This window comes from Alteribacter natronophilus (assembly GCF_006007885.1).
Classification (GTDB): domain Bacteria; phylum Bacillota; class Bacilli; order Bacillales; family Salisediminibacteriaceae; genus Alteribacter; species Alteribacter natronophilus.
In genome coordinates, this window is the sequence record NZ_VCRO01000002.1 from 544,753 (window position 1) to 559,643 (window position 14,891).

General features: G+C 49.3%; 14 protein-coding genes. 13 read left to right on the top strand and 1 reads right to left on the bottom strand.

The features are described from left to right. The first annotated feature begins 255 nt into the window (after window positions 1-255). Window positions 256-513 (top strand): HPr family phosphocarrier protein, encoded by a 258-nt coding sequence (locus FGB90_RS09500; RefSeq protein ID WP_138810578.1) that lies wholly within the window; start codon window positions 256-258, stop codon window positions 511-513. 111 nt (window positions 514-624) lie between these two features. Here FGB90_RS09500 and clpP read toward each other — a convergent pair whose 3' ends face one another. Then, on the bottom strand, window positions 625-1,212 hold the full coding sequence (clpP, locus tag FGB90_RS09505) for an ATP-dependent Clp endopeptidase proteolytic subunit ClpP (protein ID WP_138810579.1): 588 nt from the start codon (window positions 1,210-1,212) through the stop codon (window positions 625-627). Window positions 1,213-1,577: 365 nt separating this feature from the next. Here clpP and rpoN point away from each other — a divergent pair, with 365 nt between their 5' ends. The 12 genes from rpoN (at window position 1,578) to FGB90_RS09565 (ending at window position 14,888) form a co-directional block, all read left to right on the top strand. After that, complete coding sequence (rpoN, locus tag FGB90_RS09510) at window positions 1,578-2,936, top strand: RNA polymerase factor sigma-54 (RefSeq protein WP_246056123.1); 1,359 nt, start codon at window positions 1,578-1,580, stop codon at window positions 2,934-2,936. Window positions 2,937-2,955: 19 nt separating this feature from the next. Further along, window positions 2,956-3,210, top strand: coding sequence for a glutaredoxin family protein (locus FGB90_RS09515; protein WP_138810580.1), 255 nt, complete (start codon window positions 2,956-2,958; stop codon window positions 3,208-3,210). A gap of 235 nt (window positions 3,211-3,445) precedes the next feature. Next, complete coding sequence (locus FGB90_RS09520; RefSeq protein WP_138810581.1) at window positions 3,446-4,477, top strand: sugar-binding transcriptional regulator; 1,032 nt, start codon at window positions 3,446-3,448, stop codon at window positions 4,475-4,477. A gap of 84 nt (window positions 4,478-4,561) precedes the next feature. Next, entirely contained in the window at window positions 4,562-5,569 is a 1,008-nt protein-coding gene (gene gap, locus FGB90_RS09525) for a type I glyceraldehyde-3-phosphate dehydrogenase (RefSeq protein WP_138810582.1), read from the top strand. Window positions 5,570-5,782: 213 nt separating this feature from the next. Then, window positions 5,783-6,967: a phosphoglycerate kinase gene (locus FGB90_RS09530; protein ID WP_138810583.1), complete on the top strand. Its 1,185-nt coding sequence runs from the start codon at window positions 5,783-5,785 to the stop codon at window positions 6,965-6,967. Window positions 6,968-7,197: 230 nt separating this feature from the next. Next, window positions 7,198-7,956, top strand: a complete 759-nt coding sequence (tpiA, locus tag FGB90_RS09535) for a triose-phosphate isomerase (RefSeq protein WP_138810584.1) — start codon at window positions 7,198-7,200, stop codon at window positions 7,954-7,956. Further along, the gene (gene gpmI / locus FGB90_RS09540) at window positions 7,949-9,487 is read left to right on the top strand and encodes a 2,3-bisphosphoglycerate-independent phosphoglycerate mutase (protein ID WP_138810585.1); all 1,539 of its coding nucleotides are present in this window, start codon (window positions 7,949-7,951) and stop codon (window positions 9,485-9,487) included. The genes tpiA and gpmI overlap by 8 nt, the downstream gene beginning before the upstream one ends. An 87-nt stretch (window positions 9,488-9,574) precedes the next feature. After that, entirely contained in the window at window positions 9,575-10,861 is a 1,287-nt protein-coding gene (gene eno / locus FGB90_RS09545; RefSeq protein ID WP_138810586.1) for a phosphopyruvate hydratase, read from the top strand. A gap of 774 nt (window positions 10,862-11,635) precedes the next feature. Continuing rightward, a complete protein-coding gene (locus FGB90_RS09550; protein WP_138810587.1) occupies window positions 11,636-12,691 on the top strand; it encodes a Gfo/Idh/MocA family protein in 1,056 nt (351 codons plus the stop codon). A gap of 154 nt (window positions 12,692-12,845) precedes the next feature. After that, window positions 12,846-13,076 carry a preprotein translocase subunit SecG gene (gene secG / locus FGB90_RS09555; protein ID WP_138810588.1) on the top strand — a complete coding sequence of 77 codons (231 nt, stop codon included), beginning with the start codon at window positions 12,846-12,848 and terminating at the stop codon, window positions 13,074-13,076. A gap of 228 nt (window positions 13,077-13,304) precedes the next feature. Beyond that, window positions 13,305-14,030, top strand: coding sequence for an alpha/beta hydrolase (locus FGB90_RS09560; RefSeq protein ID WP_138810589.1), 726 nt, complete (start codon window positions 13,305-13,307; stop codon window positions 14,028-14,030). Window positions 14,031-14,141: 111 nt separating this feature from the next. Continuing rightward, window positions 14,142-14,888 carry an alpha/beta hydrolase gene (locus tag FGB90_RS09565; protein WP_138810703.1) on the top strand — a complete coding sequence of 249 codons (747 nt, stop codon included), beginning with the start codon at window positions 14,142-14,144 and terminating at the stop codon, window positions 14,886-14,888. Window positions 14,889-14,891 lie beyond the last annotated feature (3 nt).

Consider the following 14,891-nt stretch of genomic DNA (forward strand, 5'->3'; position numbering starts at 1 on the left):
CGGCTGTCCCTTTTCCCGCCCTTATATGAAAGCGCTGTACTAGCCCGTCTATGGGAGGCGGGGGCGGCAGCACTCAGGAACAGGTAAAACCTGCTAAGAGCGGACCAATTCGGCTAAGTACAAGTAAACCCAAAATAGTACAACTAAACCCCTGCGAGAGACAGGTGAAACCTGCTAAGAGCGGAAAAACGGGCCGGCGGCTAGCCAGGCTCACAAAAAATAAATCAGATAAACGGGGAAAAGGGAGGAAGAGACATGATCGAAGAAAACGTAACGGTAAAAAGAAAATCAGGACTTCAGGCCCGGCCGGCAGCACTTTTTGTCCAGGAAGCAAACCGCTTCACATCTGAAATCTTTATCGAGCGGGACGGCAAAAAGGTGAATGCAAAAAGCATTATGGGGATTATGAGTCTGGCTGTCGGAGCAGGGAAGTCCATTTCCCTCACGGCTAAAGGCAGCGACGAAGAGGAAGCCATGGCAGCACTTAAGGAGTTTGTTGAGAAAGAGGAATAGTGTAACGGTCTGAGCAACCGTTTTCACAGCAGCCGAATTCAAAAAAACGGGGTGCCCCGAAGGTTTGAACCTTCATGGGGTACCCCGTTCGTGGTGTACAGAGAATATCAGTTACTCAGGTTTTTTTGCCATTACGTCATCGATCAGACCGTACTTCTTGGCAGATTCAGCTGTCATGAAGTTGTCGCGGTCTGTGTCGCGCTGAATGACTTCAAGAGGCTGGCCGGTACGTTCCGCAAGGATCTGATTCAGCTTTTCGCGCATTTCAAGAATACGCTTGGCATGAATTTCGATATCGGAAGCCTGACCCTGGGTGCCGCCGAGCGGCTGGTGAATCATGACTTCACTGTTTGGAAGGGCAAAACGTTTCCCGGGTTCACCGGCAGCGAGAAGGAAGGCGCCCATGCTGGCTGCCATTCCGATACAGATTGTCTGTACCTTCGGCGCGATGAACTGCATCGTATCATAGATCGCCATACCTGAGGTGATGGATCCGCCCGGGCTGTTAATGTAAAGTGAAATGTCTTTCTCCGGATCTTCTGCTGCAAGGAACAGAAGCTGGGCAACGATGGAGTTGGCCACGTTGTCATCAATTCCGGATCCGAGCATGATGATACGGTCTTTAAGCAGGCGGGAGTAAATATCGTATGCACGTTCTCCCCGGTTTGTCTGTTCAATTACTGTAGGAATTAAGTTCATGTAAAATCCTCCTCTGGTCTTTTTTAACGGCGTATTTTTCCTGATGAAGGTACCTTTATCATAACCGCAATGGTCAATGAAGGTCAAATAATTACGCCCTATGTAAGTGATAAATAAATCGACACTTTTCATGATAGCCTAATCCACGCCTGTTCAAACACCTTATCCTCAATAATAGAGCAAGTCAAACAAATCACTGCTCCGGACAGGCAACGCCTGCTCACCCGGACCTTTAACTTACAGATATTACAGAGGGAAAGCGCATACATTATATGATAGAATAAACCCGTGCCGCATTAGAGACCGAGCGGTTGTTTCAACACTTTGTCACATCATGTATACTGAAGTGAGGGAGGTTTTACCTCATGATGAATATGGATTTAGGGCTTTACCAGCAGCAGACAATGAAACTTGTAATGACAAACGAGCTGAGGCAGGCGATTACGATCCTGCAGTACTCTGCGCTGGACTTAAATCATTATTTACACGAACAGCAGCTTGAAAATCCGCTTATTGAACTGAAGGAGGACCGGGCACGTGAAGAGCTCGTCCGGGACAGTATGAACCTTCAGACACCGCAGTATGATAACCGTAACAGCCATCACGATTCGGATGATGTTTATTCTCCTATAGATAATGTAAGCAGCCGGACAGAAGGGCTGCAGGACGCACTGCTTCATCAGATCAGGTTTCTCGATATTGCTGATCAGCAGCGTCGGATTGTTGTGTATCTCGCGCTTAATGTGGATGAAAACGGCTATTTGCCCTACGGCATTGAAACGTTTGCCGAAGAGCTGAATGAAACGGAAGAGGATACCCAGGCGGCCCTTTATATCCTGCAGAGTCTTGAACCGTCAGGTGTCGGAGCCCTGTCACTTAAAGACTGTCTGCTTCTGCAGCTCAGACGGCTTGAGAACCGCGACCCCCTTGCAGAGCGGGTTGTAGAGCACGATCTTGATCTTCTCGCCGGCCGGCAGTATAAAAAGATCGCAAAGCAGGAAGGGGTCACTCTTCAGGATGTACAGAGTGTCGCCGATCTGATCCAGACGCTGAATCCAAAACCGGGCGCTGCGTTTTACGATGAGCCTGCCGAATACGTTACGCCGGATATGACCGTAAGGAAAGTCGAAGGCCGGTACGAAGTTCTGCTGAACGACCACTATCTTCCGAAGGTGCACATGAACCGCAATTATGAGAAGATGCTTCAGCAGAAGGATGCGGAGCTGAATGACTATCTGAAGCAGAAAAAAGAACAGCTGGAATGGATTATAAAAAGCATTGCCCAGCGTCAGGAAACCCTCCGTAAAGTAACGGAAGCGATCGTTTCACGTCAGGAAGCTTTTCTGGACGAAGGGGCGGGTCATCTGAAGCCGCTCACCCTGAGGCAGATTGCCGAAGAGGTGGATGTACACGAGTCAACCGTTTCCCGTGCCACCTCAAGAAAATACGTTCAGACGCCCCAGGGCGTGTTTGAACTTAAGTATTTCTTTACTTCCGGTGTAGGCGGAGGTTCTGCAGAAGGTGATGGAGATTCTTCCGAGAAGGTGAAGATCTATTTGAAGCGCCTGATCGATCAGGAATCAAAAAATAAACCTCTGTCGGATCAGAAGCTTGCCGATCTGCTGAAATCGGAATACAGCATTCATGTCTCCCGCAGAACAGTAGCGAAGTACCGTGATGAAATGCACATTCCTTCCTCGTCCAGAAGGAAACGATACGCATAGACCGGAAAGGATATGTACCATGAAAACAACACTTACTTTTTACACAAAAAAAGACTGCCCTCTCTGTGAGGGCGGTCTTGCTCTTCTTCTTTCCCTTCAGGAAGAGTACAGCTTTCAGGTGGAGGAAGTGGACATTTACCGCAATGAAGCCGATCTTGAAAAATACCAGATCCGCATTCCGGTGGTGGAAGCTGAAAACGGAGCGGTTCTCGATGAAGGAATTCTTTCAACGGAAACGCTGAAACATAATCTGAACAAACTGTTAACAATATAATTCTTGAATCAGGATTCTTTACTTGCTACAATGACTTTGGAAAGTCGTAAAACGATTTTCCGCAGATCATTTCCATATTGCAGGAAAAAGGATCTTTTTTTTCGACCTGTTGGGACATAATATGTCTATGAGGGACTATTTGTGTCCCGATCCCGAGCTATGCGTATTCGCTCGTTTCACTATGCCCGGGGATCGTTACATATAAACGGACAAATTAAAAAAGGAGCTGCAGCCTATGAACCGACTGCTGGATATTCAAAAAAAGCTGCTTCCCGAACTCGTGGACACGATGGGCATGAGATATCGGATTCTCCGCTTCGTCCGGTTAATGCAGCCGATTGGCAGACGAAACCTGGCAGCAAGTCTGGAGATGAGTGAGCGTGTGCTCAGAAGTGAAGTGATGTTCCTCAAGGATCAGGGCCTCCTGAACGTTGCCACTTCAGGAATGACCCTGACAGAAGAAGGGCACAATTTACTTGTTCAGCTGGAAGAAGTCATGAAAGAGACGTTTGATTTAAGCACCATGGAAAAACAGCTGGCTTCTCTTTTTCAGCTCAAACAGGTCGTAATTGTTCCAGGGGACAGTGATGATTTTCCCTGGGTCAAAAAAGAAATGGGACGCGCCTGTGTTTCCTTTATGAAAAAAAACCTGTCTGAAAGCGACGTTATTGCCGTAACCGGCGGGACCTCCATTTCCGCGGTGGCTGAGATGATGGTACCGGATGCCGGTTTCCGGGAGGCACTGTTTGTACCGGCTCGCGGCGGGCTGGGGGAACAGGTGGAAAACCAGGCCAACACTATCTGCGCCGAGATGGCCCAAAGAGCCTCCGGCAGGTACCGGCTGCTTCACGTCCCCGACCAGCTGGGACAGGGATCGTATAAGTCCCTGATTGAAGAACCTTCCGTTCGGGAAATACTCAGTCTTATACGGTCTGCAACAATGGTTGTTCACGGGATCGGGGAAGCAGAAACGATGGCCGAGCGCAGGCAGTCCCCGGCAGACGTTATTGACAAGCTCCAGAGAAAAAAGGCGGCAGCAGAAGCGTTTGGTTATTATTTCGATCATAGCGGGGATATTATCCATAAAGTGCTTACGATCGGACTTCAAATGGAAGATCTGGCTGCTCTGCCAAACGTAATTGCAGTAGCCGGAGGATCGTCAAAAGGAGATGCGATCCGCGCCTACATGAAGCAGGGGCCGAGCGAAGTTCTTGTCACGGACGAAGGGGCCGCGAAGACCATACTGGGAAAAGCGGACAAGGCCTGAAAAAAGGCTTTTAATATGTGAATCAAGGGGAATACCCTTTGAAATATAAAACTTTCTTTACCAACTTAAGGAGGAGCTATTATTATGGCAACAAAAATCGGTATCAATGGTTTCGGACGAATCGGACGTAACGTGTTCCGTTCAGCATTAAACAACGACAATGTGGAAGTGGTGGCTGTAAATGACCTTACAGACGCAGACATGCTTGCGCACCTTCTGCAGTACGACTCTGTTCACGGAAAGCTTGAAGGAAACGTTGAAGTAAACGGCGACAATCTTGTTGTAAACGGCAAGGAAATTAAAGTACTTGCTGAGCGCGACCCTGCAAAACTCGGCTGGGGCGACCTTGGCGTTGAGGTAGTTGTGGAATCAACAGGCCGTTTTACTAAGCGCGCTGACGCTGCCAAGCACATCGAAGCAGGAGCAAAGAAAGTTATTATCTCTGCACCGGCATCCGAAGAAGACATCACTGTTGTTATGGGTGTAAACGAAAATCAGTACGATGCAGAAAACCACCACGTGGTATCCAATGCGTCATGTACGACTAACTGCCTTGCTCCATTTGCAAAAGTACTTAACGACAAATTCGGCATCCGCCGCGGTATGATGACAACTGTTCACTCCTACACGAACGATCAGCAGATCCTTGATCTTCCTCACAAGGACTACCGTCGTGCCCGTGCAGCAGCTGAAAACATCATCCCTACTACCACTGGTGCTGCAAAAGCAGTAGCACTTGTACTTCCTGAGCTTAAAGGCAAGCTTAACGGCGGTGCGATGCGTGTTCCTACACCAAACGTATCCCTTGTTGACCTTGTAGCCGAGCTTGACAAAGAAGTAACAGCAGAAGAAGTAAACGCTGCGTTTAAAGAAGCTGCTGAAGGTGACCTTAAAGGCGTACTCGGTTACAGCGAAGAGCCGCTCGTATCCGGTGACTACAACGGAAACCCTGAGTCTTCCACAATCGATGCTCTTTCCACTATGGTTATGGAAGGCAACATGGTAAAAGTGATCTCCTGGTATGACAACGAGTGGGGCTACTCCAGCCGCGTTGTTGACCTTGTTGAATACATGGCTCAAAAAGGCCTGTAAGCCTCCCGCGATTCCACATCAATATTCCGAAAGAGGAAACGGAACTGCTCCGCTTTCCTCTTTCATCCTTACTTAACTATTTTCAACTGTATTGGTTATCAACCCAATAAGAAGCGCAAGGCGGCGACTCCGGCGTTACCAGCGGAAAGCGCAAGCCTGAAGCGATTCCGGCATCGCCGGTCAAAAATACAAGTGTATGAGGAGGCCATCTTCATGAACAAAAAATCAATTCGTGACCTCGACCTTAAGGGTAAACGGGTTTTTTGCCGTGTTGACTTTAACGTGCCTATGAAGGACGGCGAAGTCACTGACGACACCCGTATCCGTGCGGCACTTCCTACCATTCAGTACCTTACTGAAGAGGGGGCCAGAGTGATCCTTGCCAGCCACCTTGGCCGTCCCAAGGGTGAAACAGTGGAAGAACTCCGCCTTGACCCTGTAGCTGCGCGTCTCAGTGATCTTCTTGGAAAAGAAGTTCTCAAAACAGACGAAGTCTATGGTGATGAACCGAAAAGAGCTATCGAACAGCTTGGCGAGGGAGATATCGTTCTTCTGGAAAACGTCCGTTTCGAAGCAGGCGAGGAAAAGAACGACGCTGAGCTTGCCGGTGCTTTTGCTGAGCTTGCCGATGTTTATGTAAACGATGCATTCGGAGCAGCTCACCGAGCACACGCGTCTACCGAAGGGGTGGCTCACCACCTTCCAGCTGTGGCAGGTCTGCTGATGGAAAAAGAACTTGATGTTCTCGGAAAAGCCCTTTCAGAGCCTGAGCGCCCGTTCACAGCCATCATCGGCGGTGCAAAAGTGAAGGATAAAATCGGGGTCATCGAAAATCTTCTCGATAAAGTGGACAACCTCATCATCGGCGGCGGACTTGCCTACACGTTTATCAAAGCACGCGGCTATGAAATTGGGAAATCTCTTCTTGAAGAAGATAAGATTGATCTTGCAAAAGAGTTCATGGCAAAAGCCGAGAAAAACGGCGTTAACCTTTATATGCCTGAAGATATTGTTGTTGCCGATGATTTCGGCGAAGACGCAAACACCCAGGTTGTGGCCATCGACAGCATTCCGTCGGACTGGGAAGGTCTTGATATCGGACCGAAAACCCGTGAAACATTCGCAGAAGTCATTTCTTCATCCAGACTTGCCATGTGGAACGGACCGATGGGTGTATTCGAACTCGAAACATTTGCCAACGGTACTAAGGCTGTGGGCGAAGCTCTTGCCAGCGCAGAGAACACGTACACAGTGATCGGCGGCGGTGACTCCGCAGCTGCAGTTGAAAAGTTCGGTATGGCGGACCGCATGGATCACATCTCCACAGGCGGCGGTGCCTCCCTTGAATTTATGGAAGGCAAAGACCTGCCTGGCGTCGTCGCACTGAACGATAAATAAGCAGACACACCGGAGCTGACCCAAGTTGCAGGCTGCCGCTGTATTATCGCCTCATGCTTTTTTAAAAGAGTGGAGCGCAGGCGGCCGACTCCTGCGGGAAAAGCAGGAGCGGAAGACCCCGCAGGGGGCCCTTCCCGAGGAGGCTGAAGCCCTGCCCGCGGAAAGCGGCAGCCGAAGCGGAGACTGCATCGGGAATATTAAACAGCCATTCAAATACAGGAGGCTTGAAAATGCGTAAACCAATCATTGCAGGAAACTGGAAGATGAATAAAACAAAGCGTGAAGCGCTTGATTTTACCCAGGAAATTAAAGGCCTGATTCCTTCAACGGAAACAGTAGACGCAGTCGTATGCTCTCCTGCTCTTTTCCTTGACGCACTCGTTAACGAAACAGAAGGAACAGACCTTAAAATCGGAGCACAGAACATGTACTTTGAAGAAAGCGGTGCATTCACAGGAGAAACAAGCCCGGAAGCACTTGCCGATATCGGAGTAAGCTATGTTGTACTCGGACATTCCGAGCGCCGTGAACTGTTCGGGGAAACAGATGAGAGTGTGAACCAGAAAGTCCACGCATCATTTAAGCATAACCTGACGCCAATCGTCTGCGTAGGAGAATCCCTTGAACAGAAAGAAGCGGATGAAACAGCCCAGGTGGTAACGGAGCAGGTTGAAAAAGCACTGAACGGCCTTACTGACGAGCAGGTCAAAAAGACTGTTATTGCCTACGAACCAATCTGGGCGATCGGCACGGGAAAAACAGCTTCTGCCGACGACGCAAACGATACGTGCGCAGTCATCCGCGAAGTTGTTAAATCCCGTTTTTCAGAAGATGCAGCCCAAGCCGTCCGCATTCAGTACGGCGGCAGTGTAAAACCGGCCAACATTAATGAACTTCTCGGAAAATCCGATATTGACGGTGCCCTTGTAGGTGGAGCAAGCCTTGATCCACAATCCTTTTTACAGCTTGTGGAGGCGGGAAATGAGTAAGAAACCGACTGCCTTAATCATCCTTGATGGTTTTGCGCTGCGAGACGAAACAAAGGGAAACGCAGTAAAAAAAGCGGAAAAGCCGAATTTTGACCGCTACTGGGATGAGTATCCCCACGCCACGCTTGAAGCGTCCGGGGAAGCTGTTGGGCTTCCCGAAGGCCAGATGGGGAACTCTGAAGTCGGCCATCTGAACATCGGTGCAGGACGCGTTGTTTACCAGAGTCTCACCCGGGTGAACATGAGTATCCGTGAAGGGGAGTTCGCGGCAAACCAGACGTTTATGGACGCTATGAATTATGTGAAAGAAAATGATAAAAGCCTTCATATCTATGGGCTCCTGTCGGATGGAGGCATCCACAGCCACATCAATCACATGTTTGCCCTGCTTGAAATGGCGAAGAAGAAAGGGATTGAACGAGTCTATCTCCACGGTTTTCTTGATGGCCGGGATGTTGGCCCCCAGTCAGCGGAGAAGTACATCCGTGAAACGGAAGAGCGGATGAAAGAACTCGGGCTCGGTGAAATTGCTTCGATCCAGGGGCGCTATTATGCGATGGACCGTGACAAGCGATGGGACCGGGTTGAAAAATCCTACCGCGCCATGGTTTACGGTGAAGGTCTGAAATACCAAAGCGCCATCGAAGCACTTGAGGATTCCTATAAAAATGACATCCACGACGAGTTCCTGCTCCCTTCTGTAATGACGAAAGAGGACGGAGAGACGCCGGTAGGCACGATTCAGGACGGAGACGGCATCATTTTCTTCAACTTCCGACCGGACCGTGCGATCCAGATGTCCCAGGTCTTCACAAATGATGAGTTCAAGGGTTTTGACAAAGGGCACAGGTTTCCAAAAGATGTCCACTACGTCACCCTGACCCACTTCAGTGAAACGGTAAACGGCTATGTGGCTTTCGAGCCCCAGAACCTGGCGAATACACTCGGGGAAGTCGTATCCGAAGCGGGGCTGAACCAGCTCCGGATTGCGGAGACGGAAAAATATCCCCACGTTACATTCTTCTTCAGCGGCGGACGCGAGGAGAAGTTTGAAGGCGAGGAGCGAGTGCTGATCGATTCACCCAAAGTGGCCACTTATGATCTGAAGCCGGAAATGAGCGCCTATGAAGTAACAGATGCTCTCCTCAGCGAAATTAATCAGGACAAGCACGATGTGATCATCCTGAACTTCGCGAACCCGGATATGGTCGGCCACTCCGGGAAAATGGAGCCGACGGTAAAAGCGATTGAGGCTGTGGACGAATGTCTCGGACGTGTTGTGGAAAAAATCCACGAAAAAGGCGGTAATGCCATTATTACAGCCGACCATGGAAACTCCGACGAGATCGAAACTCCTGAAGGCGGCCCGATGACAGCCCACACGACGAATCCGGTTCCGGTGATCGTTACCAACCAGCAAAATGCCCTTCGCGAAGACGGGGTTCTTGGCGATCTGGCACCAACCATGCTCAATCTGCTCGGTGTGGACAAACCGGAAGAAATGACCGGGAAAACATTAATCAAAAAGTAACGTGTTTCCGGCAGGTAAACGCACATGCAGGAACGAATACGTTTTTTGGTTCTTCAAAAACCTGAAAAAATAAGGAGTGTTTGACTTATGACAGCAATTATTGATGTATACGCACGTCAGGTACTGGATTCCCGCGGGAACCCGACTGTAGAAGTGGAAGTAACAACAGAAAGCGGCGCTCTCGGCCGTGCACTTGTACCAAGTGGTGCATCCACTGGTGAATACGAAGCGGTTGAGCTGCGTGACGGAGGCGATGCCTGGATGGGTAAAGGTGTCTCCCAGGCAGTTGAAAACGTGAACGAAATTATCGCTCCTGAGCTTGTGGGCTACGATGCTGTAGACCAGGCTGGAATTGACCAGCTTATGATCGCTCTCGACGGTACAGAAAACAAAGGTAAACTGGGGGCCAACGCCATTCTTGGTGTATCCATGGCTGTTGCACGTGCTGCCGCAGAAGCACTTGGTCTTCCGCTTTATGTTTATCTTGGCGGGTTCAACGCACGTACTCTACCAACGCCGATGATGAACATCCTTAACGGCGGTGAGCACGCGGACAACAACGTGGACATCCAGGAATTCATGATCATGCCTGTAGGGGCTGAAACGTTCACAGACGCCCTTCGCATGGGTGCGGAAGTTTTCCACAACCTGAAGAAAGTACTCGGTGCAAAAGGGTACAACACGGCTGTTGGTGACGAAGGCGGATTCGCTCCTAACCTTTCCTCCAACGAAGAAGCCCTTTCCACCATCATGGAAGCTGTTGAAAAAGCAGGCTACAAGCCTGGCGAAGACATTCTTCTTGCCATGGACGTTGCCGCTTCCGAAATCTACGAAGACGGTAAATACAACCTTAAAGGTGAAGGTGTTGTCAAAACTTCCGAGGAAATGGTTTCCTACTACGAGGACCTCTGCTCCAAGTATCCGATCGTTTCCATTGAAGACGGCCTTGACGAGAACGACTGGGACGGATTCAAGAAACTTACTGACGCACTGGGCGACAAAGTACAGCTCGTCGGTGACGATCTGTTTGTTACAAACACAAACAAGCTTTCCCAGGGCATCGAGCAGGGTGTGGGCAACTCCATCCTGATCAAAGTGAACCAGATCGGTACACTTACAGAAACGTTTGAAGCGATCGAGCTTGCGAAGCGTTCCGGCTACACTTCTGTTATCTCCCACCGTTCCGGTGAGACAGAAGACAGCACAATTGCTGACATTGCCGTTGCAACAAACGCCGGTCAGATTAAAACAGGTGCACCGTCACGTACAGACCGCGTAGCGAAGTACAACCAGCTCCTCCGCATTGAAGACGAGCTCGACGGAATCGGCCGCTATGCAGGCCGCGACGCTTTCTACCACCTTGGTAAAAAGTAAATCTATGCTGATACAAAAACCTCTGCCGTTACACCGGCGGAGGTTTTTTGCTTTATACGTAACTATATATTATCTGGTCAGAGAAGCGGTTCACATAATAATTCTGGAAACAAGGGTAGAACTGGTGGAAGCCGGATCATATCATAACGATGGGATAGTGAGTGGAACTAAATACGATAACCGCGGAATTGTATTAAAACGACGGGGTAGGGAGTGGGACTTAATACGATAACCGCCAAATTGTATTAAAACGATGAGATAGGGGGAGGAACTTAATACGATAACCGCCAAATTGCATTAAAACGAAGGAATAGGGAGAGGAACTTAATACGATAACCGCAAAATTGTATTAAAACGAAGGAATAGGGAGAGGAACTTAATACGATAACGCCAAATTGTATTAAAACGACGGGATAGGGAGTGGGACTTAAAACGATAACCGCCAAATTGTATTAAAACGATGAGATAGGGGGAGGAACTTAATACGATAACCGCCGAATTGCATTAAAACGATGGAAAATGAAGTGGAACTAATACGATAGAAGGCGAGTCGCATCATAACTCCAGATTAAACAAGGAGTAATGATGCATCCCGGCTCCACTCCACTCAACAAAGCATAACTTACATCCACCATTGCTGTCACGGCAATCACAAACAACACAATTGACCACATCCGGGCTTAATCATTCTGCTCCACTGGCAACAGAACCTTTTTTACGTTAAGTTAATCTGGAGAAAGTCCAATACAGACAGTATTACAGGAGGCTATTAAAATGACCAGCCCAAAACTCCGCGCAGCGATCATCGGCCCCGGGGGAATTGCCCGCGGGGCCCATGCGCCTTTTTACATAAAAGACAGCAGAACGGAAATAGCTGCCGTCGTATCGCGCACCCATGAAAAAGCGGCAGCATTTGCGGAAGAGTTCCATATTCCCGCCGCCTACGACTGCGCAGATACGATGCTTGAAGCGGAAAAGCCGGATCTCGTAAGTATATGCACGCCAAATAAGTTTCACCGGGAAATGGTACTCAAATCACTGGAAGCCGGATGTCATGTCCTCTGTGAAAAACCTCCGGCCATGACCGCAGAGGAAGCAGAGGAAATGGAAGAAGCAGCCGAAAGAGCAGGCCGGCACCTTGTCTACGCGTTTCACCACCGCTATAATCCGGAAACCCGGGTGCTCAAAAAGGCGATCGAGTCAGGGGATCTCGGCTCTATTTATCATACCAGTGTTCAGGCGATGAGAAGGAGAGGTATTCCCGGGTGGGGTGTCTTTACTTCAAAAGAGCTCCAGGGAGGCGGCCCTCTCATCGATGTTGGAGTGCATATGCTGGATCTGGCCCTCTACCTTACCGGCTATCCCGAACCTGTTGAAGTGATGGGAGCCACACATAAGCGGATCGGGAACCGCCCTGGTACGGGACTGATGGGGCAGTGGGATCCGGAAAACTACAATGTGGAAGATCTCGCTTCCGGCATGGTCCGTTTTCAAAACGGGATGAGCATGGTGATCGAAACCTCCTTTGCTGCCAATCAGCAGGATGAGGAAACACTGAACGTCAGGCTGCTTGGCGACAGAGGTGGTGCCGACACGTCACCGCTCCGCCTGTATGAGGAAAGGTACGGCGCGTTGTTCGACTCAGCTCCCGCGTTCCTGGAGAAAACAGATTCCGGGTCAAGCTATGAGCGGCAGATCACTCATTTCATTGACTGCTGTCTCGATAAAAGCAGACCCCTTGCCACACCGGCCGATGGAACCACAGTCCAGAGGATTGTTAATGCCATTTACGAGTCCTCTGCAAAAAGCTCTGCAGTAAGCCTTATATGACCTCACACCTTGGGTTTTGAAAAAGTCTGAAAATTAAACTGCAACCGCAGAAATAGTGTTGCGTCGGCTCCTCAACTCTGATAAACTCAGAATTAGATTAAATGGACGAGTCAGATCTTAACGTCCTTTTCAGAGTCGGATGGAGGTGGAGAGATTGGGAACATTTGCGTCAATACTTCTAGTAATTGTCTCCATTTTGCTTATTGCAGTAGTACTTCTGCAATCCGGGCGCAGTGCCGGACTGGCCGGAGCGATTTCGGGCGGTGCCGAGCAGATGGTGGGTAAACAGAAAGCGCGTGGTCTGGAAGCAGTTCTAAGCAAGACAACAATCGTTCTTGCAGTACTGTTTTTCGTCCTCACACTTACCGTTGCGTTTTTCATGTAATAACGTCATTTACAGCAGTAAGGGCATAGTGCCCTTGCTGCTTTTTGCTGTGGGCAGGGAGCTGACCTGTCAGCTTCGGGAGAGCGTCACGTCAGGATTTGCGAGCCTGTCTATGTTTCTGCCCCTGCAGTGGAGGGAAAAGCAGAAACAGAGGAAAGCTCTTCACGTGACAACGGGGGAAATCGTTACGTATGATAGAACAAGACTTCACAAATGGATGTGAATCAAATGATTGGATGTTTATGTATTCATGGCTTCACAGGAACACCCGATGAGGTAAAAGACATCACGCACCACCTCCAGAAACGGGAGGGGTGGCTTGTCTATTCACCGAATCTTCCGGGCCACGGCTCGAAGGATGGGATGAAGGAGGTTACTTATAAGCACTGGCTGTACGCTGCCAGTGTGGCCATGGAGGAACTGCTGAAACGCTGCGAAAAAGTATATGTGATCGGTTTTTCCATGGGAGGTATGCTTGCGGGATTCCTGGCTGCAAAATACCCCGTTGACCGGCTCGTACTGATCAGTTCATCAGCCTATTACCTTAATCCGAAGCAGCTGCTCCAGGACGTGAAGGACTGGGCGGTGGAAGGCTTTGAAGGGCCTGTTTTTGATCCGGAACTTTATGAATTCTACCGGAGAAAAATTAAGGACACGCCAATTGCCGCTGCGTATGAGTTTACAAAGGTCGTACGTTCTGCCAGACCCCTTCTGAAGGATATAACAACCCCGACGCTGATTATCCAGGGGGAAAGTGATGAACTCGTACCGCCGAGGAAAAGTGCGGAGTATCTTTATGAACACATTCAATCTGACGATAAAAGGGTATACTACATTCAAAACGCGAAGCATTACATCTGGTTCGGGAAGCAAAAAGAGGAACTATTCTCAACGATTGATTCTTTTTTATCCGAGGACAAGGCCCCGCCGGATGCCGGTGAGGGTCTGTGTTGAAACATGCTCACCAGATCGCAGGGTGAGCATGACTGCCATCATTCTTTGGAAAGGCAGGTGGCAGGCAGGACTTCAGAGACTGGAACAGAAAAAAGGAGAGACTCAGAAATGATGAAAATTTCACAGCCAAAACCGTTTACTTTTAAAGGGGGAGACCGTGCTGTTCTGCTGCTGCACGGATTTACGGGAAATTCCGCCGATGTCAGGATGCTTGGACGGTACCTTGAAAAGCGGGGATATACCTGTCACGCTCCGCAGTATAAAGGGCACGGGGTACCACCGGAGGAACTGGTGCATACAGGGCCTGAAGACTGGTGGGAGGATGTTCAGGAAGCGTATAACCACCTCAAGGACATGGGGCATGAGGAGATTGCCGTAGCAGGTTTGTCCCTCGGTGGTGTATTTTCCCTTAAGCTTGGGTACACACTACCAGTAAAGGGAATTGTGCCGATGTGTGCCCCAATGTACATTAAAAGTGAAGAAACGATGTATCAGGGAGTACTTGAGTATGCACGTAAGTTTAAACGCTACGAAAAAAAGCCGGAAGAGCAGATTGAGAAAGAAATGAAGGAATTTGAAAAAACGCCGATGAATACGTTAAAGGCACTGCAGGAACTCAATCAGGAAGTAAGGGATCATGTGGATATGATCTATGCACCGGTCTTCGTCGTCCAGGCAAGACACGATGAAATGATTGATACTGACAGTGCGAACATCATCTACAGCGAAGTGGAATCGGACCAGAAGGACCTTAAATGGTACGAGGAGTCCGGCCACATTATTACACTTGATAAAGAAAAGGATCAGCTGCACGAAGATGTCTACCAGTTCCTCGAGAGTCTGGACTGGAACGACTGAATC

Coding starts and splice junctions, on each gene's coding strand:
- FGB90_RS09500 (WP_138810578.1), top strand. CDS start 256: ATGATCGAAGAAAACGTAACGGTAAAAAGAAAATCAGGACTTCAGGCC.
- clpP (WP_138810579.1), bottom strand. CDS start 1,212: ATGAACTTAATTCCTACAGTAATTGAACAGACAAACCGGGGAGAACGT.
- rpoN (WP_246056123.1), top strand. CDS start 1,578: ATGATGAATATGGATTTAGGGCTTTACCAGCAGCAGACAATGAAACTT.
- FGB90_RS09515 (WP_138810580.1), top strand. CDS start 2,956: ATGAAAACAACACTTACTTTTTACACAAAAAAAGACTGCCCTCTCTGT.
- FGB90_RS09520 (WP_138810581.1), top strand. CDS start 3,446: ATGAACCGACTGCTGGATATTCAAAAAAAGCTGCTTCCCGAACTCGTG.
- gap (WP_138810582.1), top strand. CDS start 4,562: ATGGCAACAAAAATCGGTATCAATGGTTTCGGACGAATCGGACGTAAC.
- FGB90_RS09530 (WP_138810583.1), top strand. CDS start 5,783: ATGAACAAAAAATCAATTCGTGACCTCGACCTTAAGGGTAAACGGGTT.
- tpiA (WP_138810584.1), top strand. CDS start 7,198: ATGCGTAAACCAATCATTGCAGGAAACTGGAAGATGAATAAAACAAAG.
- gpmI (WP_138810585.1), top strand. CDS start 7,949: ATGAGTAAGAAACCGACTGCCTTAATCATCCTTGATGGTTTTGCGCTG.
- eno (WP_138810586.1), top strand. CDS start 9,575: ATGACAGCAATTATTGATGTATACGCACGTCAGGTACTGGATTCCCGC.
- FGB90_RS09550 (WP_138810587.1), top strand. CDS start 11,636: ATGACCAGCCCAAAACTCCGCGCAGCGATCATCGGCCCCGGGGGAATT.
- FGB90_RS09560 (WP_138810589.1), top strand. CDS start 13,305: ATGATTGGATGTTTATGTATTCATGGCTTCACAGGAACACCCGATGAG.
- FGB90_RS09565 (WP_138810703.1), top strand. CDS start 14,142: ATGAAAATTTCACAGCCAAAACCGTTTACTTTTAAAGGGGGAGACCGT.